This window comes from Hymenobacter oligotrophus (assembly GCF_003574965.1).
In the GTDB taxonomy this organism is placed as follows: Bacteria; Bacteroidota; Bacteroidia; order Cytophagales; family Hymenobacteraceae; genus Solirubrum; species Solirubrum oligotrophum.
In genome coordinates this window covers 3,512,134-3,537,833 of record NZ_CP032317.1, presented here as the reverse complement: position 1 = coordinate 3,537,833, position 25,700 = coordinate 3,512,134, and the positions used below count along the sequence as shown (strand labels likewise).

The window sequence follows — 25,700 nt, the reverse complement described above, 5'->3', positions numbered from 1 at the left end:
TTTGGTGCCTTAGCGAATTTGCTGGCCGATGATGAAGTGGAATTTGCCACGGTCTTGCTTGCCGTTGGTAGGCGCATACGGTGTTACGGTATCGAAACCGTATCCGTAATCGAAGCCTAGCAAACCAAATGCCGACATGAAAATACGCGCCCCCACGCCCGCCGAGCGGTACAGCTTGTAGGGGTTGTAGGTCGAGTAATTTTCGAAGGCGTTACCGGCTTCGGCAAAGCCCAGCACATACACCGTGGCCGCCGGGTTCAGCGACACAGGGTAGCGCAACTCCATCACGTACTTGTTGTAGGCCACACCACCCGACGAGTTGGGGTTCTGAATGGCGAACTGCTCGTTGGGGTCGTCGTAGCCGCGCAGGCCCACAAACTCGGTACCAACCAGGAAGTTGGCCGCGCCGCCAAAGCCCAGGCCCGCCCCTCCCAGCTTAAACCGCTCGAACGGGCCAATCTGACGGTTTTGGTTGTAGCGCCCGATAAACCCGAAGTGGGCCCGGGTGTTCAGCACAAACTTGCCACCTAGGGGCGTAAACCACGAGGCGTCGAACATCCATTTGTGGAACTCCACCCACTCGTTTACATTGGGGTGCGCCCCCGGGAATACTGAGTACGGCGGTGTCAGGTTCAGCGACAGCGACAAGGCCGAGCCCCGGCGCGTGAAGGTGGGGTTGTCGGTACTGTTACGCGCCAGCGTGGTATTGAAGGTGAAGTTGTTGGCGTTGCCGGTGCTAAAGCCGCTGAAGTACGGATAGTCCTTCAGTTTGTATTGGCTAAACGACAAGCTGTTGCTGAGCGTAAAGTAGTCGTCGGGCCAGCGCAGGCGGCGGCCTAAGCTCACCGAAGCGCTGTTTACCTTGATGAAACTGCCCGCACGCACATCAAAGTTGCTGCCCGTAGAGAAGCGCTGAATGCTCTTGTTCAGGGTAAACGAAAGCGCATTGGGCTTACGCCCCCCTAGCCAAGGCTCCGTGAACGAAAACGAATACGACTGAAATTGCAAGCCGTTGGCCTGCACGTTCAGGGCCAGGCGTTGCCCGTCGCCGCCGGGCACAGGGCGCCAATTGCGCAGCTCCGAGGCCTTGCGCAGCGAGAAATTGTTGAACACCAGGCCCACCGTGCCGATAAACCCGGCGTAGCCACCCCAGCCACCCGAAAGGGTAATCTGGTCAGAAGGCTTTTCAACCACGGAGTAGTTAATGTCCACGGTGCCATCGGCCGGGTTGGGCACAGGGTTCATGCCTACCTTCTCCGGGTCGAAGTAACCTAGGGAAGCCAGTTCGCGCTGCGAGCGAATAAGCAGCTCGCGGTTAAACTTGTCGCCGGGCAGGGTACGCAGTTCGCGCCGGATTACGTGGTCCGACGTTTTGGTATTGCCGGCAATGTTAATGTCTTTCACGCGGGCCTGCACGCCCTCGGTCAGGCGCATCTCAATGTCGATTGAGTCGCCTTCCACGCGGGTTTCTACGGGCTCGATCTGGAAGAACAAGTAGCCGTCGTTCATGTAGATCGACGTTACGTCTTGGCCCGTGGGATTGTAATTCAGGCGCTTGTCCAACGACTCTTTGCTGTAGGTATCCCCTTTCTTGATACCCAGAATCGAGGCCAGCGTTTTGTCGTCGTAGAGGTAGTTACCGTTCCAGGTAATGTTGCGGAAGTAGTACTTCGGCCCCTCCTCCACGTATATGCGCAGCTGTAGCTTTTCAGCTTCGCCTTTCTTGTCTTTTACCGTAACCAGCGAATCGGCCGTGATGATGGCGTCGCGGAAGCCTTGCGAGTTATAGAACTCGATTACCTTCTCTTTGTCGGCCTCGAACTCGGCTTTCTGAAACTTACCGGAGTTCAGAAACTTGTAAGGTTTCTTCTCCTTGGTCTTTTTCATCTTGCCTTTCAGCTTGCCATCGGCAATGGCTTCATTCCCGATGAAAGCAATATCCGAGATGCGAACTTTATCGCCCTTGTCAACATCGATGACCAATTCCACGCTGTTCGGCAGCGTCGAATCGGCCTCTTGCGCGATGTTCACCTTCACGTTCATGAAGCCTTTATCGGTGTAGAATTTCCGAACGGCTTGGCGCGTGTTGCTGAGCAAGGCATCCGTAACCACTTTGCCGCGCACGATTTTAATCTTGTTGCGCAGGTCGTCGGCTTGGGTTTTACTGATGCCCGTGAAGAAAATTTTGGAGAGGCGAGGACGTTCCTTCAACTGAAAATCGAGGAAAACTCGGTTGCCCTCAACGCGGTCGACCACCACCTGCACGTCGCCCAGGATGCCTTGGTCCCACAGCTTCCGAATTGCACGGCCCAGCTCTTCGCCCGGTATCGAAACAGGGTCGCCAACCTTTAGGCCCGTCAGGCCTATCAGCGTATTGGCATCCAAAAAACGGGCTCCGCTGACGGTGATACCGCCAATTTCGTAGCGCTGCGGCTCTTGGCTGGTAGCTCTGCCGGCCGGCTGCGTTTGTGCGCTAAGCGGCTTGGCCAACCCTAGCAGCAGCCCGGCCAGCATTACACTGCTCAGCCGCAAAAAGAAAGGACTCATCGAAGGAAACTTACGAAACGGTCAGTTGCTCACTGGTTTTTCCAAAACGCCGTTCGCGGCTTTGGTAAGCCAGAACAGCTTCGTAGAAATGTTCGCGGCGGAAATCGGGCCACAACAGCTCGGTAATATAAAGTTCGGTGTAGGCCAGTTGCCACAGCAAAAAATTGCTGATGCGCTGCTCCCCACTGGTCCGAATTAGCAGCTCAGGATCGGGCATGCCCGCCGTTGCCAAATAACCAGCTAACACATCCTCGGTTACAGCATCGGGCATCACCTTGCCGGCAGCCACATCAACCGACAGCTTGCGGGCGGCCTGCGCCAAATCCCAACGGCCGCTGTAGCTAAGGGCCAGCACCAAAGTGGTGCGCGTTCCGGCGGCAGTTAGCTCCATGGCTTCGGCCAACTCGCGCTGGCACGCCTGTGGTAGTTGCGAAGTATCGCCAATGGCCTGCAGCCGGATGCTGTTTTTCAGCAGCGTAGGCGTTTCTTGCCGGATGGTGTGTACCAACAACTGCATCAGGGCCATCACCTCGTGCTTCGGACGGCCCCAATTTTCGGTTGAAAAAGCGTACAGCGTCAGGACCGATACGCCAAGCTCGGCAGCAGCCTCCACCGTCTCGCGAACAGCGGTAATGGCACTTTGGTGCCCGAAGATGCGCAGTCCGCCGCGCTTCTTCGCCCACCGCCCGTTGCCGTCCATGATTACGGCTACGTGAGAGGGGATACGTGAAGGGTCTATAGCTGATGGGACCGACATGCGTAGTGTTTGCGTAAAGAGGCCGCAAGTTACGCAAATGGTTGCATACGCCCGGATTTGAGTGCCTTAGCGCTACAGGCGCGGCTTGTTGCCGTACGAATCGGGGCAGTTGATTTTGTAGAAAGTAAACGACACGCTTACCCCTGAGTAATAATACCAATCCTTATCGAAGCGGTTGGCTACGGCCGGGCTTTGGTCTTTAACGTGGTCGAGCAAATCGGTAAGTGCCCGCCGCGCGCCGGTTTCGAGCCCTAGGTTCCAACGCCGCGACAGCGCCAGTTTGAGCCCTACCCCCGCCGGAATAGCCAGCCCTAGGGTGTTGCTTTTTTCATCAAAACCGGGCAACGGGCCTGATAAACGGGTAAAGCCTAGAAAACCAGCAATGCCCGTGTACACATAAGGTGTGAAACGGACCTTGTCGCGTCGGTTATGAAAGTCGAAGAAGTTGTATTCGAGAGTGGCTGATACATCGAGCAACGAACCCTTCAGGTTGGCTTGCCGGTAGGCTGGCAGTGGCAACGGGTTTCCGCCTTCTCCCGTCAAGTCGGCGTCGTTACCCCGGATCAATCCGTACGTTACGGTGCCGCGCAAGGTAACCGGCGCCGAGATATCCTTTCGGTAGAAGGCCGATACAGCTGGCCGATTGTTGAGCAGCCGGTATTCAGGTGCTAATTCGCCTTTGTAGTTCAGGGCACCTAGACCTAACCCGATTTCGCTGGTGTTTTGAGCGGTTGCGCTTTGGGCAAAAAAAACGCCCCCTGCTTGCACGGAGCAAACAAGGAGCGTTTTGAAGAGGAATGTCTTTGTCATCAGGAGAAGGCTGCGTTGGCAGGCAGCCAACGACTGATTAACGGAACTTGGGGCTCTTAACGCGAGGAGCGAGAATGTAGTTTAGCGAAAAACCAGTAACGATGTACCAGTCGTCTTCATTGCTCTTGCCACGCATCTGGCCGGGCTCATTGAAACGAGCAAATTCGCCTTGAGTGCTTCGAGTGATGCCACGGCCAAAGTATTTGGCTTGGTCGGTGAGCAGTTGGGCGTCGGGAGCGAAGTTACCGCTTACGTCGTCGAGGTAATCGGTGAAGGTTTTGCGCCAGCCGATTTCGAAGCCCAGGTCAAAGCTTTTGTTTAGTTTGTAACGCACACCACCACCAAACGGAATCGAGATCTGCCACAGGCCGTACGTGCCGTCGCCATTCACTCGTTGTCCTTCGGTGCCGAGGGGTTGCAGTGCTACAAAGTTGCCGCTTGCATCCTGGCCTTTTGGATTATGGTGAAACACCGACACACCGCCGAAAACGTAAGGCACAAAGTCCGGACGCTTGAGGTAGTTGTTGCGGTTTTCTATCAGATCGAAAATACCTACAGCTGACAATTCCACAATGTCGTTGCGGAAGTTCATGTTACGGTTGTAGCGGTACTTAGCGTCCGGATCGGTGTCATCAGCGGCTTTGGCGTCGTCGCCGGTGATGCGGCCGTACGACAAGCTACCACGGGCCGAAATGCGCGGGGCGAAACGGTGGGTAAAGCTCAGGCCGATGTTGGGGCGAGTGGCAGCAAAACGCAAGCTAGTGATGCTGGGCTTGGGCACGATGTCACCGAAATAGTTCATCGCGTTCAGGCTCACGCCTACCGAGTTGTACTGCTTCCGCTTGCTGAACTGCTGGGCACTCGCCTGGTTGGCTACCAGCACCAGCGCCAGTACCAGCGTCAGGGTGAGAGTCAAGAGTTTCTTCATACTATGTGGAGCGGGGTTAGAAATATCGAATTAGGAAAGCCAAGTACCCATGCGGATACGGTTGCAGTCAAGAACAAAAGTAGTAGGCACTCTGGGTTTTAAAAACAATTCATAGAAAAAATCCGATGCTTTACATGGATAGTCCAGCAGGGTTGCGTCGATCGAGGCCCCAATTGAGCTTGCTGCGCAGGGTGCTAAGGAAATTCACGTGGTTTAGCTTTACTAATGTTGCGTCGAATTTTTCACGTCGGACCGCTATTTGCACCCCGGCATCGACTGTTACGGAACGCGAATCGAGCGACAACAGGAAGTTGTTGCTGCGGCCCTCGATTTCGAACGAGATGATGCTATGATCGGGTACGATGAGTGGTCGGACGTTCAGGTTGTGGGGGCATACGGGAGCGATGATGAAATTGTTGGTTTGCGGCAACATTACCGGCCCGCCGCAGCTCAACGAATAGCCCGTGGAGCCTGTGGGCGTTGAAACCACCAGGCCGTCGGCCCAATAAGAGTTTAGGTATTCGCCGTCGATGTACGTGTGTACCACGATCATCGACGATGAATCGCGCTTGAGGATGGAGAATTCGTTGAGGCCAAAATCGAGGCCGCCGAACACATCCGGGTCGGTATCGGCATGGATGAGGCTACGGCGCTCGAGCGTGAAGTGCCCGCGAAACAGAGCATCAATGGCCTGCGGAATGCGGTCGGGCGGCACGGTCGACAAAAACCCCAACCGCCCGGTGTTGATACCTAGGATGGGAATTTCGTGCTTGCCGACGTAGGTAACCGTATCGAGCAGGGTACCATCGCCGCCAATGCTAAGCACAAAGTCGGTTCCGCGCAGTGAGTCGCCCCGCCGGAAGGTGGAGATGCCCTCTGGCAAACGTAGGTGCTGTAGGTACTCGCGAAATGTTTCGGCTACCGCAATAACAGCCTGACGAGCAGCTAGCTCATCGAACAACTGCTGCAGGTGCGGCGCCATATCGGCCTCGAATGGTTTTCCCTGAATGGCAATGCGCATACGTGGGGCCCTAGGTTGAACAGGCGCTTAAATGGGAAATTCGGTGCGGAAAAAGAAACCGCCAAAGCCATTGAGCGTTCGGGCGTACTCCAGCGTGAACACCCGATCGTAGTAGGTTACCAGGTGCAAACCTACACCCAAGCTGGCAAGCAACTGATTGGGCAAGCGGTTGGTGGCGGGCACGGAGCGCTCGGCCACGTACCCCGCATCGGCAAATGTATTCAAATAGAGCACTAGGGGCACGCGGTTCAGGCGCGGGTCGTTGAGCATGGGCAAGTTCAGCCGGCCGGCGTCGAAGATGCGGTACGAGAGGCCTTGCCGCACCACGCCGTAGTGGCGGCCATCCACAACGAACGAATCGTAACCGCGGACCAAGGCCTGGCGGTACCCCAGGGCGCGGCTATCGGCGTAGGCCAGGCGCTGGGCTATCCGGAGCCGGGCCTCGCCGCTGGCGCTGTAGTAAAAGCCCTTGCCTAGGTCGAAGTATCGGGCATAGCGGCCGGCAAGCGTAGTGATGGGTGGGCTGGCCGATGCCACGAAGAACCGCTGCGTGAGGCTAAGCTGCAGAAAAGACCCACTAAGCGGATAGGCAAACGAGTTGCGCTGGTTGAGGGTGCGGCTCAGCACCACATCCACGAATGCGCGCTGGCGGGCACCTAGGAAATAATTGGGGTTGCGCCGCTGCACCGAGTCGGAAATGCGTTCGTGGTAATAATAGCCATCGAGCGTGGTGAGGCGCTGCACGGTGCGGCGCCAGCGCAATCCGCCGGTTACGTACCAGCGCTGTACCGGAAAGGCGTTGTCGGTGCGCAGCGCCAGCAGCTGATCTTGGCGGGTATCATAGTCGAGGGCGCGGCTTTGCAGCAGCGAAGCCCCTACCGATAGGCCCATGCGCCGGAATCGACCTAGGGAAGGCGTGAGGTAAAACAGCTCGTATTTGCGGTTGAATCCAAACTGCAAGTTGCCCAGCAATTGCTCGTTGCGTCCCCGAAAATTGTAGCGCGTGAGGTGCAAACCGTAATCGAAGCGCTGCCAGCGGTCGGGCCGGTCGAGCCAGGAGCGGATGTTGCGGTCGGCGAAGGAGAAAATGGGCACCGGAAACGTGTACCAGCGCTCCTGCACTCCAAACAACACAATCAGCTCGCCGTCGCGGCAGGTTACTTGGGCCGCTACTTGGTTGAACAGTTGCAGGTTGTAGAGCCGCGCCCGGTTTCGCTCGAGGCGGGAGGCCAACTCGGCTACTTGCAGGGTGTCGCCTTCGCGGAAATCGAGTTCGGCGCGCAAGATGTGCTCTTTAGTTACCTCGTTGCCGACGAATAATACCTGGCCAACCCGCACGGCCGAGTAGCCGGGGCACTGTGCAGCCAGCAGGCTATCGAGGGCAACGCGCCGCACCGAATCGGGCGGAGGCCCCGCATGAGCAGCGTTGTGTACAGCGAGGTTGCCGACCTTGGCGGCGGTGGCCGCACCCCACAACGCTATCCAAAGGATGGCGGCAACTACGGCTGTTCGCACTGGCTACAAACTCAGGTAGCGCATCAGCGAATCGAGGCGCTCTTGGTCGGCCTCGGTAATTTCGCCGGCTCCGCTGAACTGCGCCGTTATCACGTACCCGAACCGCTCGAGCGTAGCCACAATGCGGCCCATGTTGCTGGTATTCAACTTAAGCGTCAGACGAATGCGGCGCGTATCGGACTCGTCTTCGGCTACGTGCGAGCTGAGCACTTTGGCGTTGTTTTCCTCGATGTAGCGGCTGATTTGGCTCAAGGAGTAGTCCCGCTCTTCCATCGACATCACCAGGATGCCGCTTTCGCCGGCGTTGCCGGGTATTTGCCCGAACGCGGCCAGCGTATCGCCTACGGTTACCACGCCTAGGTACTCGCGTTGGTCGTCGAGCACGGGCACCAGCTGCACCTTATTGCGGATGGCCATTTCCATCACGGAGTAAAAGTGCTGGTCGCGCTGCACGTGCACCTCAGCAAAACCAAAGGCCACGCTGCCAAGCAGCTGCTCGGGGTTGGTGGCCACATCGATTAGGTCGGCCTCGGTAACCATGCCCCGGTACTGGCGGTTTTGTACCACGGGCAGCTGATCGACGTGGAATTCCTCCAGCCAACGCGCTGCCTTGCCCGCCGAGTCGGATACCTTCAGCGGCGGAATCATTTGGTTCAGCAGGTCTTCGGCGAGCATCGAGTGCATGACAACCCGGGGTAAGCGGTGGAAAATTAGTCGCTGGTGTATAAGCGACAAACGGTGCACTAGGTTGCGGGCGCGGCGCCGGGCCGCAACAGCAGGCTAGCCCAAACTACGAGTCGGTCGGCGATTTTGCTGCGTGGCCAGCGCCAAACTACGCGCCGATGGTGGGCTGGGGCACTTGTTGCTGCAAAAACTGATGCAACAGGCGGTTAAACGCCTGTGGGCGCTCCATCATGGGGGCGTGGCCGCAATGATCGAGGAAGTGCAGTTCGGAGTTGGGCAGCAAACGGTGAAACTCGTGGGCTACAAGTGGCGGCGTAATGGTGTCGTTGAGGCCCCAGATCAGCAACACGGGCACCTGAATGCGGCCTAGGTCCTTGGTGAGGTTGTGGCGCTGTGCCGAACGCGCAATGGTAATGATGCGCAAGCACTTGGCATTGGAGTTCGTAACATCGAACACCTCATCGACCAGCTCCTTGGTAGCCACCTTGGGGTCGTAGAAGGTGTAGGCCACGCGCTCCTGCACGTAGGCGTAATCGCCGCGGCGCGGGAAGGAGCCGCCCATAGAGTCTTCGAACAGGCCGCTGCTGCCCGTAAGCACCAGGCGCTGCACCCGCGCGGAGTTGCGCAAGGTGTACACCAGCGCCACGTGGCCGCCCAAAGAGTTGCCGAGCACGGTAGCTGGCTCGTTCAGGCCCATGGTTTTCACGAAGCCTTCCACAAACTCGACCAAGCCCGTAATGCCGGCCCGCGTGAGGGGCATATCGTACACGGGCAGCATCGGTATGACAACGCGATAATCGCGGGCAAACTCGTCGATAACGCCTTGCCAGTTGCTGAGAGCCCCGAACAAGCCGTGCAGCAGCAGCAATACCTCGCCGCTGCCCTCATCCACATATTTGAATCCGCTGTGCTGCTTAATCTGCAATTCCATCGTTCTCAATAAGCGCCTTGGGCGGGGCCAACTGCGTGGCCACACCTGTGCAATGATACGCAATCCGTACCCAATTACGCAGCATGGCCAGCCCGTGGGTGGTTAGCAGCGCCTCTGGGTGAAACTGCACGCCGTAGAGCGGCAGCGCGTGGTGGCGCAAGGCCATCAGCTCGTGGTCGGCGTCGGCGGTGTAGGCCAAGGGCACCAGCGTTGGCGGCAAATTGCGGAGCACCAACGAGTGGTAGCGCGTAACGGGCATGCGCGCGGGCAGGCCGGCAAACAGCTCCTCCCCTGCCGCCACCTGCATTTCAGAAACCTTGCCGTGCATGGGCCGCGCGGCCCGCCCCAGTTCGGCCCCGAAAAACTCGCCTAGGGCCTGATGACCTAGGCAGACGCCCAGTACCGGCACGCGCTGGTGCACTTGCTCGAGCAAAGCCATCATGTTGCCTGCTTGCCGAGGTGTACCCGGCCCCGGCGACAGCACCACCGCATCGAAGGGCAGCGCCAGCAGCTCGGACAAGGGCACGTCGTTGCGGCGCACCATTACTTCGGTGCCCAGCTGGCAGAAGTAATCGAGCAGGTTGTAGGTAAAGGAATCGAAGTTATCGAGCAGCAGCAGGCGCATCGGAAGGCAAACGCCCTAGGTGCTAAAACACGTTCCGCAGCGTGGCAAGCAGCTCGGAGGCAAACGGCAGCACCACGCCCACCACTTGCAGGGCCAGCGGCGTAGCCTCGGCCACCACGGGCAGCAGCACCGAGTTGTGGGTGAGCGGTTGGGCAATGGGCAAACCGGCCAGCCCGGTGCCGTAGAGCAGCAAGCTCAGGCCAAGTACCCACTTAAGGGCCCCGGCTGCCCCGCCTACAAGGTTGTCGAGCACGCCTAGGGGCGTAAGGTGTACCACGCTTTTCAGCAGCCCGCCGGCCATGTGCACGCCCCAGGCTATGATGGCAAACACCAACAGAAACGACACCAACGGCAGCATGCCAAACGCCTCGCCCACGTAGTGGCGCACCAGCGGAATGGCCGCCCCGAGCAGTTTCAGGCCGCCCAGCACGCCCAGCACAAAGGCCACCAGCGAGGCAACCTCCAGCACAATACCGCGCCGAAAGCCTTTGACTGCGCCCACGGCCAAAGGCACGAGCAACAATAAATCGAAGCCGGACATAATTGGGGTCTTGGGGGCTTAGGGCCTTGGGGCTCGTTCGGGGCTATGGTCAACTCAACGTCAGCCAAGCCCCTAAGCTCCCAAGACCCCAAGACCCTAAAAATTCGTGTTGTTGAGCAAGCGGTTTACTTCTTGCGAAATGGCGCGGCCATCGGCTTGGCCGGCCAGCTCGCGCGCGGCCACGCCCATTACTTTGCCTAGGTCGGAAGGACCGGTGGCGCCAACGCGGCCAATAATTTCAACCAACCGCTCGGTAAGGTCGGCCTCCGACAACTGCGCGGGCAGGTACTCTTCGATGATGGCCAGTTCGGCCAGCTCTACCTCCTCGAGGTCGGAGCGGAACTGCTTTTGGTACATCTCGGCGGCTTCGCGGCGCTGCTTGGCGGCTTTGTTGAGGAGCTTCAGCTCGGCGTCGGCGGTCAGGCTGCCTTGGAAACCTTCGGCGGTTTCGGCTAGCATGATTTGCGACTTAATGCTGCGCAGGGCAGTCAGGCGAACTTTGTCTTTGGCCAGCATGGCCTTCTTGATATCGGCGTCGATGCGTTCTTTCAGCGTCATAACAAAAGCGGCAGAAAAATGAGGTGCAAGATTACTTCTTTTGGCCACACCGTGGGCGCGGGCCGGTTTGCTACGTGCGCGGCAAGCGGCCCAACCGCCGATACGCCCCGGGCCAGCGTGGTGTTGGGTGGCCGCGCTTCCTAAACCAGCAAACCACCTAGGGCCACCGCCAACATTGCACGCCACCCGGGCCGGCGTCCTATCTTTGGCCGCGGCCCAACGTATGCTAGCGGGCACCCACACGATATGACAAAGCTTAGCGTAAACATAAATAAAATAGCCACCCTGCGGAATGCCCGCGGCCACAACCGCCCCGATGTGTTGCAAGCCGCGCGCGACTGCGAGCGGTTTGGCGCAGAGGGCATTACCGTGCACCCCCGCCCCGACGAGCGCCACATTCGGTACCAAGACGTGCGCGACCTGAAGGGCATCGTGACCACCGAGCTGAACGTGGAGGGCAACCCCACCCCCGATTTCCTGGAGTTGGTGCGCGAAGTGCGCCCCGAGCAAGTAACACTGGTGCCCGATGCGCCCGATGCCATTACCTCCAATGCCGGTTGGGATACGCTATGCCACCAAGAGTACCTTCGGGGCATTGTGCAGGAGCTGAAGGCCTTGGGCTGCCGCGTGAGCATTTTCCTCGACCCCGACCTGGAAATGGTAAAAGCAGCCGTGGGCACCGGCACCGACCGCATCGAGCTGTATACCGAAGCCTACGCCACCCAGTACCGCCACAACCGCGAGGCGGCCGTGGCACCTTACCGCGCGGCCGCAGCCTTGGCCCAGCAGCTCGGCTTGGGCGTAAACGCCGGCCACGACCTCGACCTCGATAACCTGGCTTTTCTGAAGCAGCAATTGCCGGCCTTGCAGGAGGTAAGCATTGGCCACGCGCTTATTTGCGACGCGCTGTATCTAGGGCTCGAAAACACCATTCAGCTCTACCGTCGGCAGCTTCTGTAAAGAAGAATGATGAATGAAGAAGGAAGGTTTTTAAAGTCCTGTCCCTCACGTCATTCTTCATTCCTCCTTCCACCTTCTTCCTTCATTCAACAATGCCGCGCCTCCTGCTCCCCGACTTTATGGCTGGCCCTGCCGATGCACCAATTTTTGATGCGCGGGCGCCGCTGGAGTACGCCCAGGGGCACATACCGGGCGCGGTAAGTTTCCCCATCTTTTCCGACGAGGAACGGGCACGCATCGGCACTACGTATAAGCGCGTGAGCCAGGACAAGGCCGTGCTCCTGGGCCTTGATTTCTTCGGGCCGAAAATGAGTCAGCTGGTACGCGAAGCCCAACAGCTGGCCCCCGGCAAGGAGGTACGCCTGCACTGCTGGCGCGGCGGCATGCGCTCAGGGGCGGTGCAATGGCTGCTCGAGCTGGCCGGTTTTCGGGTGCACCTGCTCGACAAAGGCTACAAAGATTACCGCCGCTGGGCCCTGGCCGAGCTGGCCCGCCCCCGCCCGTTGCTGGCCCTAGGTGGCCTTACCGGCTCGGGCAAAACCGATGTGCTGCACGTACTAAACCAGTACCACCACGAGCCCACCATCGACTTGGAGGGGCTGGCGCATCACAAGGGCTCGGCGTTTGGGGCCATTGGCCTACCGCCGCAGCCCACCACCGAGCAGTTCGAGAACGAGCTGGCCTGGCAACTTCACCAACAAGCCCAGGCACCTAGGCTGTGGCTCGAAGACGAAAGCCGCACCATTGGCACAGTGGCCTTGCCCGGCGCCCTTTACGAGCACTTGCGCCAGGCTCCGCTTATCGTGCTCGATATTCCGCGCCCGGTGCGTACGCGCAAGCTGGCCGACGAGTACGGCCGCCACGCGCCCGAGCTGCTGCGCCAAGCCATTGAGCGCATTCAAAAGAAGCTCGGCGGGCTGATGACCAAGGAAGCCTTAGCCGCCATCGACGCCGGCGACATGGAAAAGATGGTGGACATTGCCCTTGGCTACTACGACAAAACGTACCGCCACGGCCTCGACGACCGCGCAGGCAAAGTGCCCTTGGTGCGGGTACCCTCCGATACTTGCGACCCAACGGTTAACGCCGAGCTGGTGCTAGCTGCCGCCAACCAACTTTCGGCCGCTTCGGCTGCACCTACTGCACATGGTTCCTAAGCTGCGCGTAGCCCGCCCCACCAACAACTTGGCCGCGCTGCTACCCTTCTACCGCGACGGGCTAGGCTTTGAGGTACTCGGCTCGTTTGAAGATCACGCCGGGTTCGATGGTCTGATGCTGGGCCACCCGCAGGCGCCGTACCACCTGGAGTTTACGCACGAGCGCGGCCACTTAGCCGCAGCGGCTCCTTCGGCCGAGCACTTGCTCGTGTTTTACCTGCCCGATGCCACCGCCTGGCAGCAAGCCACTGCCCGCATGCAAAGCGCTGGGTTTGTGCCCGTACTTGCCCACAACCCGTATTGGGATGTGCGCGGCCTTACCTTCGAAGACCCCGACGGCTACCGCGTGGTGCTGCAACATGCGGTCTGGGAAGTATAGCCCAGCTGCGAGTTGTACCGGCAGCTCCCTAATTTTCAATTTGATATGAACCCCGACTTGCTTGCTCCTTCCACCTCCGCCGACGCCGTTCGCCTGACGCAGTACAGCCACGGCGCGGGTTGCGGCTGCAAAATCGCTCCAAAGGTGCTCGATCAGATTTTGCACACCACCGTGCCGCAGCCCCACCACGAGCGCCTGTTGGTGGGCAACGCCTCCCGCGACGACGCGGCCGTGTACGACCTAGGCACGGGCCAAGCCCTTATCAGCACCACCGATTTTTTCATGCCCATCGTCGACGATGCGTACGACTTTGGGCGCATTGCCTCGGCCAACGCCATTTCCGATGTGTACGCCATGGGCGGGCGCCCGGTGCTGGCCATTGCCGTACTGGGCTGGCCCATCGACAAGCTACCGCCCGAGGTGGCCCGGCGCGTGATTGAGGGCAGCCGCAGCGTGTGCGCCGAGGCCGGCATTGCGCTGGCCGGCGGCCACAGCATCGATTCGCCCGAGCCCATTTTTGGCCTGGCCGTGAGTGGTTTAGTCGACATTCCGAACCTGAAGCGCAACGACACGGCCACCGAAGGCTGCCTGCTGTACCTCACCAAGCCCCTCGGCGTGGGCATGCTGACAACGGCTCAGAAAAAAGGCTTGCTGACGGAGGCCGACGCGCAACTGGCCCCGCGCCAGATGATGCAGCTCAACAAACTGGGCGAGCCCCTAGGTAAGCTGCCCCAGGTAAAAGCCATGACCGACGTAACTGGCTTTGGCCTCCTAGGTCATTTGGCCGAAGTAGCCGAAGGCAGCCAGCTCACGGCCGAAATCGACTTTGCGCAAGTACCACGCATTGCCGCGGCCGAGGCCTACCGCCAACAGAAAGCCATACCCGGCGGCACGCACCGCAACTGGGATTCGTACGGCCACAAAGTGTCGGGCGCTGGCGGCGACATCAGCGAAGAGCAACGCCATTGGCTCTGCGACCCCCAAACTTCGGGCGGGTTGCTGGTGTGCGTAGCGCCCGAGGGCCGCGCCGCCGTGGAGCAGTTGCTGCGCGAAGCAGGTGTGCCGGCCGAGCCTTTTGGCCAGCTCCGCGCCCGCCAAGGCAGCGAGCCGTACATCGTGGTGCGCTAATGCGAAAGGTGCTCGGGCCGTTGCTGGAGTTGGCGGTAGGCATTGGGCTGATTGCGCTGGTCTTGCAGTGGGGTTTGCGCCTGTTCGGGCGCAAACGCACCGTTTTTCAGGCCAACTACTGGCGCGGAGTATACTTGCTTACGTGGCCAATGGCCACGCTCACCGTGGGCCTGCCCCCTATCACCCAAACATTAGCCAAACCCGTTGGCAGTTGGGAGGTGGTGCTTGTGTGCCTGCTGGCAGCCGCGGTGCTTGGCTTTTCGCTGCCGAGCTTTGTACTGCACTGGCAATACTACCGCCACAACCGCCGCACCACGCTGCTGTTCGAGCCCAAGCGCAACGTGCTGGAAGTGTACGAAGGCCCTTACCAGCGAAGCTTCGGGCGGCGCGACATTGCCGCGGTAGAGTACGCTGTGTGCCGCACCCGCCGCGTGTTTTGGAGCAACTACGAGTACCTGCGCCTGCACCTGCACGACGGCCGCGTGCTTACGCTTACCTCGCTGCTCACCAACCTAGGGCCGGTGGCCGAGTTTCTGCGCCACACGCATTTGCAGCGCCGCGAACGGTGGTTTTGCTGGCTGTAACTGCTTGTTGCAAAACTGCATATAAGTGTTGTTATATTAGCCAGGTAATCCTCCCGACCACCTCCGCGTAAATCTGTCGTTAGCATGGGGCGGTTTCTGCCTGGGCTTATGTGCTTTTGGTTGTGGGCCACACTGGCGGCTCACGCCCAAGATTCGCTCGGCGTGGCCCGGTTGCGGGAGCGTTTGCCTGCCCTACCCGTCGATACCAGCCGGGTGCGGGTGCTTAGCCAACTGTGCTACGCCCTGCACGACCATTCGCCCAACCGGGCCCTGCGCTACGGCGAAGATGCCGTACGGCTGGCCCGCACCCTCGACGATAAACCCGGGCTAATGCGGGCGTTGCTGCACCTAGGCAGTTGCTACGCAAACCTCTCCGACGGCCCCCATGCGCTTAAGCTGCAGCAAGAGGCCCTGTTGCTGGCCCAAGAGCTGCAAAACTCCGACGGCATAGTGCGCGGCTACACTGCCATGGGCAGCATTCATCACGAGCGCGGCGACACCATAAATGCCTGGGCCAATTACCGCCAGGCCCTCGCGCGCATTCGCACGCCCGGCGTGAGCGTGCGCACCCAACTGATGCTTTATGGCAACCTAGGTGGGCTTTTCTTCTACCGCGGCCAACACCCCAAAGGCATGCAGTACACCCGCCAGGCCACGCAACTGGCGCGCCGCACCGGCGACCGTGCCGGCGAGGCCATGTACCTAGGGCACCTTGGCACCCACTATTTGCAAATCGGCAACTACAGCATTGCCGAGGGGCTGTTACGCAAAGCACTGGAGCTCAGCCAGGCGGCCAACAACCCGCGGTTTGTAACCAGCCAACAGGAGCTGCTGGCCTCGGTATTGCTGCTCACCAACAAGCTCGACGAAGCCGAAGAACTAACGCGCAAAGCCCTGAGCCAGGGCCGCCGCATTGGGTTTCTGGAGCGCGTGCTCGATGGCTACAACCTGATGGCCAACATTCAGGCGGCGCGCCAACAGTACCGCCAAGCTTACGAGTGGCGGCAGCGCTACGAGGCCCTCAACGATACCCTCAACAGCCGGGCCCGCCTCGGTACGCTGTCGGCGCTGCAGTCGCGCTACGAGTCGGCCGAAAAGGAAAACCAGATTCGCCTGCTTACCCAGCGCGCCGAGTTGCAGCAGCTGCGCAACCGCGAGCTGCGCATTGCCGTGGGCGCGTTGGTGCTGGGCTTGGTGGGCGTAGGCGGGCTTACGTGGCAATTGCGGCGCAGCAAACGGGCTTTGGCGGCCAACCACGCGGCACTTGAGCAGGCCAACACCCAAACACAACAACTCGCCTCAAGCAAAGACCGCCTCTACTCCATCGTAGCCCACGATTTGCGCGGCCCCGTTACCTCGTTTGTAGGCGTGACGGAGCTGATCGATTTCTACCTGCGCACCGGCGACGAACAAGGCCTGCGCCGCTTGCCCGAGCAGGTGCGTCAATCGGCTCAGCACCTCAATAGCTTGCTCGATAACTTGCTGAATTGGGCCGTAACGCAAACCGGCGAGCTTGCCTTTCAGCCCCAGCAGCTGCAACTAAGTGAGCTGCTGCGCGATGTGGAAGCCTTGCACGGCCCCGCCGCCCAAGCGCGCCAAATTAGCCTGAGCGTGGCCGCCGCCGAGGGCCTAACGGCATGGGCCGATGCCAACATGACGCGCACCATTTTGCGCAACCTCGTGAGCAACGCCCTGAAGTGCACTCCCGTGGGCGGCACCATTCGCCTGGGCGCCGTACTCACCCCCGACGACCGCATGGTGGCCATATGCGTTTCGGACAGCGGCTTTGGCATGCCCGAAGAGCAAGTGCAGGCCCTGCTAGAGCCCGGCCGCTGCACCGCGCCGCGCCCCACCATTGGCCGCGCGCGCTCGGGCACGGGCTTGGGGCTGCCGTTGTGCTTAGCCTTTGCCAAGCGGCAAGGCGGCGAGCTGAGCATAAAGAGCACCCCGGGCCAAGGAACTACCGTACAGTTCACGTTGCCCCGCACCCAGGTTTAGCCGATATGTGCGCCGGGCTTCCGACCTTTGCGCCCGCTATGCAACTACATTACCGCGAACAAGGCCAGGGCCGCCCGCTTGTTATTCTGCACGGGCTGTTCGGGACTCTCGATAACTGGCAAAGCCTAGCGCGCCGCTGGGCTGAGCAATTCTGCGTCATTGCCGTCGACCTGCGCAACCACGGCCGCTCGCCCCACTCCGATGAGCACAGCTACGAGCTGATGGCCCAGGACGTGCTGGAGCTTTTCGATACGCTCGGCCTCGACGGCAGCCAAATTACCCTGCTAGGCCACAGCATGGGCGGCAAAGTAGCCATGCGCCTGGCCCTCAGCCACCCCGAGCGACTGGCCAAGCTGGTAGTGCTCGATATTGCCCCGCGCTTCAGCGACATGCGCCACCAAGACGATATTTTGGCTGGCCTGCAAGCCGTCAATTTGGCGCAGCTCGAAAACCGACAGCAAGCCGACGAGGCCTTAGCACAGCACATCAAATGGCCCGATGTGCGCCAGTTTTTGCTTAAAAACCTGTACCGCCGCGACGACAACACCTTCGCCTGGCGCCCCAACCTGGCGGCGCTTACCGCCGAGATGGAAGCCATTGGCGCCGAGATTACGGCCGAAACGCCTTTCCTGAAACCCACCTTGTTTATCCGCGGGGGCAAATCCGACTACATCAGCACCGAGGACAAGCTCTACCACATTCCGCAGCTGTTTCCCAACTCCGTGGTCGAAACCGTGGTAGATGCCGGCCACTGGGTGCACGCCGAGGCGCCCGACAAGGTATACGAGTTGGTAACGACCTTTGCGTCAGCCAATTATTAATTACTAATTGTTAATTCTTAATTGAAAGGAACGCTCTATCTTATTCCGACGGTGCTGGCCGACGACACGGCCGCCCAAGTGCTGCCTCCTCAAATAGCGGAGCGCGTAGCCGACCTAGGGTATTTTCTGGTTGAGAATGCCCGCACGGCCCGCCGCTTCATCAAGCAAGTGGCCCCGGCGCAGGTAATCGAAGAGCTGCGCATTTCGGTTATCGACAAAGACTCGACCGATACGCAGGTGCGCGCGGCGTTGGAGCCCCTGGTTAAGCAAGGCATCAGCGCGGGCGTTATCAGCGAGGCGGGCTGCCCCGGCATTGCCGACCCAGGTGCCGCGCTGGCCCGCGAGGCGCACCGCTCAGGGGTTCGGGTAGTGCCTCTGGTGGGGCCGTCTTCGCTGTTGCTGGCGCTGATGGGCTCGGGCTTCAACGGGCAGAGCTTCGCTTTTCACGGCTATTTGCCCATCGAGCGGCCGAAGCGTTCCGCAGCCATCAAGCAGCTCGAGCGCCAAGCCTTGGCGCAGCACCAAACCCAGCTGTTCATCGAAACGCCGTACCGCAACATGCAACTGCTCGAGGATTTGCTGGCGCAATTGCAGCCCAGCACCCGCCTGTGCGTGGCCGCAAACCTTACGGCACCGAACGAATACCTGCGCACCGACACCGTAGCCAATTGGAAAAAGGCTGCTTTGCCTGACCTGCACAAGCAGCCTGCCGTTTTCCTGATCGGCACCTAGGGGCGCGTTGCGCGCCCGTTTGCTGAACGATAATGACCTTACAAAAACAAAAGCCCGAACCGCGCTGCGGTTCGGGCTTTTGTTTGCTTAATACCTAGGGCGTTGCGTGTACCCTCCGGGGCTGCAACGCGCCCCTACTTGAGCAGCTGGTACACCAGCAACGACATTACGTAGGCCAAGCCCGACATGTATCCGAGTTGCAGCAGCGGCCACGTCCAGCCCTTGGTTTCGCGGTAGGTAGTGGCCAAGGTGCTCACACACTGCATGGCAAATACGTAAAACACCAGCAGCGAAGCGGCCCGGGCAGTTGTGAAGAACGGCTGGCCGAACTCGTCTTTTTCGGCGCGCAGCTTTTCCTGCACGGTGCTCATATCGGCATCTTGCCCCACGCTGTAGATAGTGGAGATGGTGCCCACAAATACCTCGCGGGCGGCAAACGAGGTCAGCAGGGCAATACTCACTTTCCAATCGAAACCCAAGGGGCGCACAACCGGCTCGATGCTGCGGCCGAATACGCCAGCGTACGAGCTTTCGAGCTTATGAGCGGCAATCAGGTTCTCGGTCTGCTCGGGGGTAAACTGCTGCTGAGCGGCTTCGGTGCGGGCCTGCTGTTCGGCTTGCACCAGTGAGTCGCCGGGGCCGTACGAAGCCAGTACCCACAGCAGCACCGAAATGGCCACGATGATTTTACCAGCCTGAAAAACAAAGGCTTTTACCTTCTCCACAATGGTTAGGCCCACGTTTTTCCAGCGCGGCCAACGGTACACCGGAAACTCCATGATAAAGAAGCTGCGCTCCTTGGCCCGCAGCAGCGTCTTCAGCGCCCACGCCGAAAGCACCGCCGATACAAACCCTAGGAGGTACAGCCCCATCAGGGCCACGCCTTGCAGATTGAAAATACCTAGGACGGTACGCTCGGGCACCACCAGCGCCACCAATACGGTGTACACCGGAATGCGCGCCGAGCACGACATCAGCGGCACCACGAAAATGGTGATGATGCGGTCCTTCCAGTTCTCAATCGTACGCGCACTCATGATGGCCGGCACGGCGCAGGCCATGCCCGAAATCAGCGGCACCACGCTCTTGCCGTTCAGCCCAAACTTGCGCATGATCTTGTCCATCATGAACGTCACGCGCGCCATGTAGCCCGATTCTTCGAGCACGGCAATGAAGGCGAACAGCAGGGCAATCTGCGGAATGAACATCAGCACCCCACCTAGGCCAGCAATAATGCCGTCAGAAAGCAAATCAATAAGCGGTCCTTTGCCCAAGCTCTTCACTTGCCCGCCCAGCCACGCCACGCCTTGGTCGATAAGGTCCATGGGGAGCTCGGCCCAAGCAAAAATGGCCTGGAAGAGCAGGAACAGAATGCTGAGAAAAATCAGGTAGCCCCACACTTTGTGCGTGAGCACCCGGTCAATCTTGTTGCTGTACGACTCGTTCTTCTCGGCCCGCGTTACGCGCACCACATCGAGCAGCAGCTCCGAAATGCGGGCGTACCGGTCGATGGTTTCCTGCGCTTGCAGGGCTACCGAATCGAAGCCGTATTGCTGACGCAGCTCGTGGATGTAAGCCTTATCATCGGCCGACAAAAACTTCAGCCGCTCGTACTGGTGCGCGTAGTGCAGCGCCAAGTAATCGTTGTGCAGGTTGAAGTAGTAGCGAATCTGCCGGATCATCGGCAGCAGTTCGTCGGTCGGTTCGTAGAACGTCTGGCCAGGAGCACCAAGCTCCTGCGCCATCACAATCTTCAGCGCCGTTACGCCCACGCCTTTGCGGGCGTTCATCGGAATAACGGGCACTCCCAGTTGGCGCTGCAACTCGGCCACATCAATCTGAACACCGTGCTGTTCGGCCGTGTCCATCATGTTCAGGGCCAGCACCATGGGCAGCTGCAAATCGGCGAGCTGCGTAAACAGCAGCAGGTTGCGCTTCAGGTTCGAAGCGTCGGCCGTCACCACTACAAAGTCGGGGTACTCGCTCGAGGCCCGGTCGTAGAGCAGATCGGTGATGACCTTCTCGTCGAGGCTCTTGGGGTAAAGCGAATACGTGCCGGGCAGGTCGACAATCTCGGCGCGGTGGTGCGCCGTGAGTTGCGCCACGCCCGTTTTGCGGTCGACGGTAACCCCCGGAAAGTTGCCCACCTTTTGGTTGAGCCCCGTAAGCTGGTTAAACAGCGAAGACTTGCCCGAGTTGGGGTTGCCGATCAAGGCAATGCGCGTGTGGCGCTCGGTTGCCGATCGGGTAGCAGCAACTGCTGCTGGCTGACCCTGCTTGGGGTCAGGAGTTAATACTGCCGCACTCGCCATCCGCCGAAGCGTTAATCCTTGAGCATAATGGTAGCCGCCTCGCTCACGCGCAACGACAGCGTGTATTCGCCGTCGACGTGCAGCGTAATGGGGCAGCCCAACGGCGCCCGCCCGCTGAGCGTTACCTGCGTACCCGGTATGCAACCCATCTCGAGGAGCTTCAGCGCCATTTCCGGATCTTTGAGGCAGCAGATGGTACCCGTCTCGCCCAAGCGCAGATCTTTAACGCTGCGGGACGTGGTAGCGGAGGCAACAGACAGGGTGGGCACAGGCGGTACGTTTATTTAGACAAGCTATAAACAAAGGTACGCCCCACAAAGGTTTCCGCCAAAAGCAAAGCTCCTAGGTCTTAGCTGGGTAGCACTTACCTAGGCCTGAATTGCACTTTTATAAATATTCGAAGGAAGATTGCAGTTACCGTCCGAACTGCTTGTATTTTTGATTCTATAATTCACCGCTTATGCTCAAACGCCTACTCTTTTTCGTTGCGCTAGGTTGGTTGCTCCCGCAGTTGGTTAGTGCGCAGGATAATCGCATTACAGGCCGCGTGGTTGACGCCAAAACCAAAGAGCCCATCCCCTTTGCCTCTATTGGCCTGAAAGAAGAACAAACCGGTGCGTTGACCAACGAATACGGTTTCTTTCAGATGGCACAGCCGGAGAAAGTCGCGCAGGACTCGCTTATCATCCAAGCCCTAGGTTACGTGCGCAAGGCCGTGGCCGTGAAGCGCGGCGCCAAGCTGGAGGACCTCATTGTGGAGGTTACCAAGCGCAACATCGTGTTGGCGGAAGTGAAGGTAGAAGCCGGCAAGGTGAAAAACGCCGACATGGGCGCCCGCAACAACACGCCCGGCGAGGGCATGATTCAGGGCATGCCCGGCAGCCAATACGCTTTCTTCGTGAAAAACGAGAAGGGCAAAAAGCTCGGCATGATTCGCACGGTTTCCTTCTACATCGGTGAGCACGGCTTCCCGAAAGAACCGTTCCGGGTGCGCATCTACAAAAACGACGGCGACTACAACGCTCCCAACACCGACTTGCTCACCGAGAACGTGGTGGTATCGGCTCCGGGCGGTGGCTCCTGGTTCACTATCGACATGACGCCGTACAACATCATGGCGCCGGACGAAGGATTTTTCGTGGCCATGGAATGGATTGTGTCGGGCGACAAGTTCTACACCACCAACTTCATGGATAACTACACGCCTTACGGCCAGATCATGAAGCCTACGTTCGAGTTCAAGGAAAGCCGCACCTGGACGTATTCCATGGGCAAAGGCTGGAGCCTGATTACCATGTCGAACAGCACGGGCTTGCGCTACAACGCTATGATTAAAGCGGAGGTAGACGTATACAAGTAATAGCTACAACCAACTGGCATAGCTGACTTAGCCCGATGTTGGTTTGTAAACAAGCAAAAGGCCGGCTCCCTGCAGGGAGCCGGCCTTTTGCTTGTTGCGGGTTTGCCGCAGCGGTTTGGCAACCGCCGGATTAGCTGTTGCGCACCACAATCTCGACGCGGCGGTTTTGCTGACGGCCCGCTGCGGTAGCGTTCGAGGCGGCCGGAGCTTCTTCGCCCATCGGCTCTAGGCTTACGCGCCCGGCCTCAACCTTGCCGTTTTGCACCATCCAGTTTTTCACGGCTTCCGCGCGCTTGGCGCTTAGCTCCTTGTTGTAGTTCTTGTCGCCGCGCGAATCGGTGAAGCCCATGATGCGCACATCCTTGCTGCCGAAACGCTTGCCGATGGAAGCGGAAATCTGGCTGAGCGCGTCTTTAGCCGACGGCTTCAGCTCGGCTTTGTCGGTATCAAAAAACACTTTTTCATCAACCGAATACACGCTGTAACGCTCGTTGCCGCGCACTTCTACCTCGGGCAGGGTTACTTCTTCGTAGCGCACATTGGGCAAGTCGGCGTCAATGTCCCAATTGTCGGGGTTTACGGCAGAGGCGGCACCAGCTGCGGCGTCGGCGGCGGTTTTGCCGTCGCGGTATACCACAGCGGTATCCTGCGTGGCCTCTTGGGGTTCGTCTTTGGCTTGGGGCTTATTAAGGTCGTTGCAGGCCGTGAACAAGGCCATACCGGCCAGCAGGGAAAGGATCGGTTTTTTCATGGGTGTGGTTGGGAGTGTGGGCCTGCATACGCACACTCTTCGTTTTGTGTTGAACCGCCCGCGCTACTGTTCCGATATAAACACCCGCTTAACCCGCTCGCTTACGTTGGTGAGCAGCTCGTACGGGATGGTGCCGATGCGAGCAGCTAGCTCGTTTAGGGGCAACTCGTCGCCGAACACTACGGCCGTGTCGCCTTCTTGCACGTCGGGCACCTCCGTCACGTCGACCATGCACATATCCATGCACACGTTGCCGATGATGGGTGCGCGCTGGCCCCGGATGATTACCGCCCCCACACCGCGCGAAAAACGCCGGTCGTACCCATCGGCGTAGCCAATGGCCAGCGTGGCAATGCGGCGGTTGTGGTCGGCGGCTTCGCCGCGGCGGCCGTAGCCCACGGTTTCGCCAGCCGGCAAGGTTTTCAGCTGCGAAACGGTGGTGCGCAAGGTGCTCACCGCACGGAGTGCGGCCGGATCGAGGCCAGCAGCTTCGACGCCGTACAAGCCGATGCCCAGGCGCACCATATCGAGCTGAGCTTCCGGAAAGCGCATGATGCCCGGGGAGTTCAGGGCGTGCTTGATCACGGCGTGACCTAGGGCTGCTTCGAGGCGAGCAGCCATGCGCTGGAAAGCCGCTAGCTGCCGGTGCGAGAAGCTGTTGTGCTGCTCCTCGTCGGCGCCGGCTAGGTGCGTGAGGGCGCTGGCTACGCGCAGCGTACCGGCATGCTGCTGCAGCAAGGGCAACAATTCGTCGAGGTCGGCTTCGTCGAAGCCTAAGCGCCGCATGCCAGTGTCGAGCTTGAGGTGGATGGGCGGCAGCGGGCCGCTTTGGGCGGCCATCAGGTACTCGCGCAGGCGGGCAAACGAATAGATTTCGGGCTCGAGGTGGTATTGCCTTAGCAGGGCGAAGGAATCGGGCGAAGGGTTCATCACCATGATTGGCAACGAAATGCCGTGCTCGCGCAGCTGCACGCCTTCGTCGGTGTAGGCCACGGCTAGGTAGTCGACGCGGTGAAACTCGAGCAGGTTGGCTACTTCGTAGGAGCCACTGCCGTAGGCAAAAGCCTTCACCATCACCATCAGGCGGGTGTTGGGCTGCAGCCGGGCGCGGTAGTAGTTAAGGTTGTGCACCAATGCATCGAGGTTTACCTCGAGTACGGTGCCGTGAATTTTGCGCTGAAAAGCCGCTACTACCTGCTCGAAGCCAAAACGCCGGGCGCCCTTCACCAGGATAGTTTCGTGGCGGAAGTGGTCGGGGTGAAACCAGTTGAGCAGCGCATCGGTGTCGGCGAAAAATTGCGCATCGGCTACCGCCGCCTGCAGCAAGCCTTGGTGCTGGCTGATTTCAGAGCCCACAGCCAGCAAACGCTGCACGTTGTGTTGGCGGGCAAGTTGGGCCACCTGCTGATACAGCTCCGCGGCGGGCAAGCCCGATTCGAGCAAATCGGACAGGATAAGCGTGCGGCGGCCACGGCGCGGTTGGCGGCGCAGCGCATCCAAAGCTAAATCGAGGCCGGCCAGGTCGTTGTTGTAGGTGTCGTCGAGAATGTAGCAGTCGTGAATGGCCTGCTTCATTTCGAGGCGCATGGCCACGGGTTGCAGGCGCAGCAGGCGGCGCTGCAGCTCGGCGGCGGGCAACCCGCGCCAGAGCAGCAAGGCTACGCAGTGGAGCGCGTTTTCAACCGAAGGCTCATCGGCAAAAGGCAGCGTAAACGTGTGCGTTTGCCCTAGGTATTGCACCTGCGCCAGTGGCTGCTGGGGGTCGGCACCAGGCCCCAGCTGCACCTGCACTTGGGCATCGGTTGCACTGCGGCGCGACCAGCTAAAGCGTTGCACGCGCGCCGGCAGCTGTTCGGCTGCTGCGTGCACCTCGGTGTGGTCGCGGCAGTAAAACAAGGTATCAACGCCGGCAAAAAGCTGCATTTTCTCGGCGGCTTTCTCGGCGTGCGAGTTAAACCCGGCGTCGTGTGCCGAGCCAAGGTTAGTGAAAATACCTAGGGTGGGCTGAACGACCCGCGCTAAACGCGCCATTTCGCCGCGCTCCGAAATACCCGCTTCGAAGATACCCAGCGTATGCGCCGGTCGCAGCTCCCACACGCTCAGTGGCACACCTACTTGGGAGTTGTAGCTGCGCGGCGAGCGGCAAATGAGCTCGTCGGGGCTGAGCAGTTGCGCCAGCCACTCCTTTACGATGGTTTTGCCGTTCGAGCCCGTAATGCCCACCACCGGTATATCAAACCTGGCCCGGTGTTCGGCGGCAATGCGCTGCAAGGCAACTAAGCTATCGGGCACCAGCACAAAGCCCGCTTCGGGGTAGTTGGCCAGCGCTCCGGGCACTATCTCGGCCTTGTCGATGAGGAACAGGCGCACGCCGCGCTGGTACAGCTCGGGCACGTACTGGTGCCCGTCGTGGTGGGGGCCGCGCAGTGCCACAAACAAGGTGCCGGCAGCCTGGGCCATACGGCGGCTATCGAGCAGCAAATGAAGCACCGGAGCAGCAGCATCGGCAGGTGCCTGCAGCAGCGTGCCACCCGTAAGAGCCGGCAGATGTGAGAAGGTGAGCATAGCAGCGCAAAGGTAGAGCTACACGCGCGCCGATTG

General features: G+C 59.8%; 24 protein-coding genes. 9 read left to right on the top strand and 15 right to left on the bottom strand.

Translation table 11 applies throughout. The features are described 5' to 3' along the window. Window positions 1-9: 9 nt before the first annotated feature. From bamA to D3Y59_RS15160, 11 genes are all read right to left on the bottom strand, one after another. Window positions 10-2,547 carry an outer membrane protein assembly factor BamA gene (gene bamA / locus D3Y59_RS15210; protein WP_119445821.1) on the bottom strand — a complete coding sequence of 846 codons (2,538 nt, stop codon included), beginning with the start codon at window positions 2,545-2,547 and terminating at the stop codon, window positions 10-12. 10 nt (window positions 2,548-2,557) lie between these two features. Continuing rightward, complete coding sequence (locus D3Y59_RS15205; RefSeq protein WP_119445820.1) at window positions 2,558-3,304, bottom strand: isoprenyl transferase; 747 nt, start codon at window positions 3,302-3,304, stop codon at window positions 2,558-2,560. Between the two features lie 72 nt (window positions 3,305-3,376). Continuing rightward, on the bottom strand, window positions 3,377-4,114 hold the full coding sequence (porG, locus tag D3Y59_RS15200) for a type IX secretion system protein PorG (RefSeq protein WP_162910824.1): 738 nt from the start codon (window positions 4,112-4,114) through the stop codon (window positions 3,377-3,379). A 37-nt stretch (window positions 4,115-4,151) separates the two neighbouring features. Beyond that, window positions 4,152-5,042 carry a DUF6089 family protein gene (locus D3Y59_RS15195; protein WP_119445818.1) on the bottom strand — a complete coding sequence of 297 codons (891 nt, stop codon included), beginning with the start codon at window positions 5,040-5,042 and terminating at the stop codon, window positions 4,152-4,154. Between the two features lie 130 nt (window positions 5,043-5,172). Further along, the gene (locus tag D3Y59_RS15190; protein WP_119445817.1) at window positions 5,173-6,063 is read right to left on the bottom strand and encodes an NAD kinase; all 891 of its coding nucleotides are present in this window, start codon (window positions 6,061-6,063) and stop codon (window positions 5,173-5,175) included. A 27-nt stretch (window positions 6,064-6,090) separates the two neighbouring features. After that, a complete protein-coding gene (locus tag D3Y59_RS15185) occupies window positions 6,091-7,578 on the bottom strand; it encodes a POTRA domain-containing protein (RefSeq protein WP_119445816.1) in 1,488 nt (495 codons plus the stop codon). Window positions 7,579-7,581: 3 nt separating this feature from the next. Further along, entirely contained in the window at window positions 7,582-8,262 is a 681-nt protein-coding gene (locus D3Y59_RS15180; RefSeq protein ID WP_119445815.1) for a CBS domain-containing protein, read from the bottom strand. 148 nt (window positions 8,263-8,410) lie between these two features. Then, the gene (locus tag D3Y59_RS15175; RefSeq protein WP_119445814.1) at window positions 8,411-9,193 is read right to left on the bottom strand and encodes an alpha/beta fold hydrolase; all 783 of its coding nucleotides are present in this window, start codon (window positions 9,191-9,193) and stop codon (window positions 8,411-8,413) included. After that, the gene (locus tag D3Y59_RS15170; RefSeq protein WP_119445813.1) at window positions 9,177-9,818 is read right to left on the bottom strand and encodes an anthranilate synthase component II; all 642 of its coding nucleotides are present in this window, start codon (window positions 9,816-9,818) and stop codon (window positions 9,177-9,179) included. Before D3Y59_RS15170 ends, D3Y59_RS15175 begins: the two co-directional genes overlap by 17 nt. A gap of 22 nt (window positions 9,819-9,840) precedes the next feature. After that, window positions 9,841-10,359: a CvpA family protein gene (locus D3Y59_RS15165; RefSeq protein WP_119445812.1), complete on the bottom strand. Its 519-nt coding sequence runs from the start codon at window positions 10,357-10,359 to the stop codon at window positions 9,841-9,843. A 96-nt stretch (window positions 10,360-10,455) separates the two neighbouring features. Continuing rightward, the gene (locus D3Y59_RS15160; RefSeq protein WP_119445811.1) at window positions 10,456-10,917 is read right to left on the bottom strand and encodes a GatB/YqeY domain-containing protein; all 462 of its coding nucleotides are present in this window, start codon (window positions 10,915-10,917) and stop codon (window positions 10,456-10,458) included. 246 nt (window positions 10,918-11,163) lie between these two features. Between D3Y59_RS15160 and D3Y59_RS15155 the strand changes: the two genes are divergently transcribed. The 8 genes from D3Y59_RS15155 to D3Y59_RS15120 all read left to right on the top strand — a co-directional run bounded on the left by D3Y59_RS15155 (window position 11,164) and on the right by D3Y59_RS15120 (window position 18,676). After that, window positions 11,164-11,877 (top strand): pyridoxine 5'-phosphate synthase, encoded by a 714-nt coding sequence (locus tag D3Y59_RS15155; protein WP_119445810.1) that lies wholly within the window; start codon window positions 11,164-11,166, stop codon window positions 11,875-11,877. A 92-nt stretch (window positions 11,878-11,969) separates the two neighbouring features. Next, window positions 11,970-13,034 (top strand): tRNA 2-selenouridine(34) synthase MnmH, encoded by a 1,065-nt coding sequence (mnmH, locus tag D3Y59_RS15150; protein WP_119445809.1) that lies wholly within the window; start codon window positions 11,970-11,972, stop codon window positions 13,032-13,034. Further along, the gene (locus tag D3Y59_RS15145; protein WP_119445808.1) at window positions 13,024-13,413 is read left to right on the top strand and encodes a VOC family protein; all 390 of its coding nucleotides are present in this window, start codon (window positions 13,024-13,026) and stop codon (window positions 13,411-13,413) included. Before mnmH ends, D3Y59_RS15145 begins: the two co-directional genes overlap by 11 nt. Window positions 13,414-13,458: 45 nt before the next feature. Further along, entirely contained in the window at window positions 13,459-14,541 is a 1,083-nt protein-coding gene (gene selD / locus D3Y59_RS15140; RefSeq protein ID WP_119445807.1) for a selenide, water dikinase SelD, read from the top strand. After that, the gene (locus D3Y59_RS15135) at window positions 14,541-15,125 is read left to right on the top strand and encodes a hypothetical protein (RefSeq protein ID WP_162910823.1); all 585 of its coding nucleotides are present in this window, start codon (window positions 14,541-14,543) and stop codon (window positions 15,123-15,125) included. The genes selD and D3Y59_RS15135 overlap by 1 nt, the downstream gene beginning before the upstream one ends. Before the next feature lie 108 nt (window positions 15,126-15,233). Beyond that, the gene (locus D3Y59_RS15130; RefSeq protein ID WP_162910822.1) at window positions 15,234-17,123 is read left to right on the top strand and encodes an ATP-binding protein; all 1,890 of its coding nucleotides are present in this window, start codon (window positions 15,234-15,236) and stop codon (window positions 17,121-17,123) included. Between the two features lie 38 nt (window positions 17,124-17,161). Then, window positions 17,162-17,944, top strand: a complete 783-nt coding sequence (locus tag D3Y59_RS15125) for an alpha/beta fold hydrolase (protein WP_119445804.1) — start codon at window positions 17,162-17,164, stop codon at window positions 17,942-17,944. Window positions 17,945-17,965: 21 nt separating this feature from the next. Then, entirely contained in the window at window positions 17,966-18,676 is a 711-nt protein-coding gene (locus D3Y59_RS15120; protein ID WP_119445803.1) for an SAM-dependent methyltransferase, read from the top strand. Between the two features lie 134 nt (window positions 18,677-18,810). Here the strand turns inward: D3Y59_RS15120 and feoB are convergent, their stop codons facing one another. Both feoB and D3Y59_RS15110 read right to left on the bottom strand, forming a co-directional pair. Beyond that, window positions 18,811-20,889 carry a ferrous iron transport protein B gene (gene feoB, locus D3Y59_RS15115; RefSeq protein ID WP_240410391.1) on the bottom strand — a complete coding sequence of 693 codons (2,079 nt, stop codon included), beginning with the start codon at window positions 20,887-20,889 and terminating at the stop codon, window positions 18,811-18,813. 110 nt (window positions 20,890-20,999) lie between these two features. Beyond that, window positions 21,000-21,257, bottom strand: a complete 258-nt coding sequence (locus tag D3Y59_RS15110; RefSeq protein WP_078063199.1) for a FeoA family protein — start codon at window positions 21,255-21,257, stop codon at window positions 21,000-21,002. A gap of 191 nt (window positions 21,258-21,448) precedes the next feature. Here D3Y59_RS15110 and D3Y59_RS15105 point away from each other — a divergent pair, with 191 nt between their 5' ends. Then, on the top strand, window positions 21,449-22,348 hold the full coding sequence (locus tag D3Y59_RS15105) for a carboxypeptidase-like regulatory domain-containing protein (protein WP_119445801.1): 900 nt from the start codon (window positions 21,449-21,451) through the stop codon (window positions 22,346-22,348). A gap of 130 nt (window positions 22,349-22,478) precedes the next feature. Here D3Y59_RS15105 and D3Y59_RS15100 read toward each other — a convergent pair whose 3' ends face one another. Then, window positions 22,479-23,099 (bottom strand): OmpA family protein, encoded by a 621-nt coding sequence (locus D3Y59_RS15100; RefSeq protein WP_119445800.1) that lies wholly within the window; start codon window positions 23,097-23,099, stop codon window positions 22,479-22,481. Window positions 23,100-23,162: 63 nt separating this feature from the next. Further along, entirely contained in the window at window positions 23,163-25,664 is a 2,502-nt protein-coding gene (locus tag D3Y59_RS15095) for a bifunctional UDP-N-acetylmuramoyl-tripeptide:D-alanyl-D-alanine ligase/alanine racemase (protein ID WP_119445799.1), read from the bottom strand. Between the last annotated feature and the right edge of the window lie 36 nt (window positions 25,665-25,700).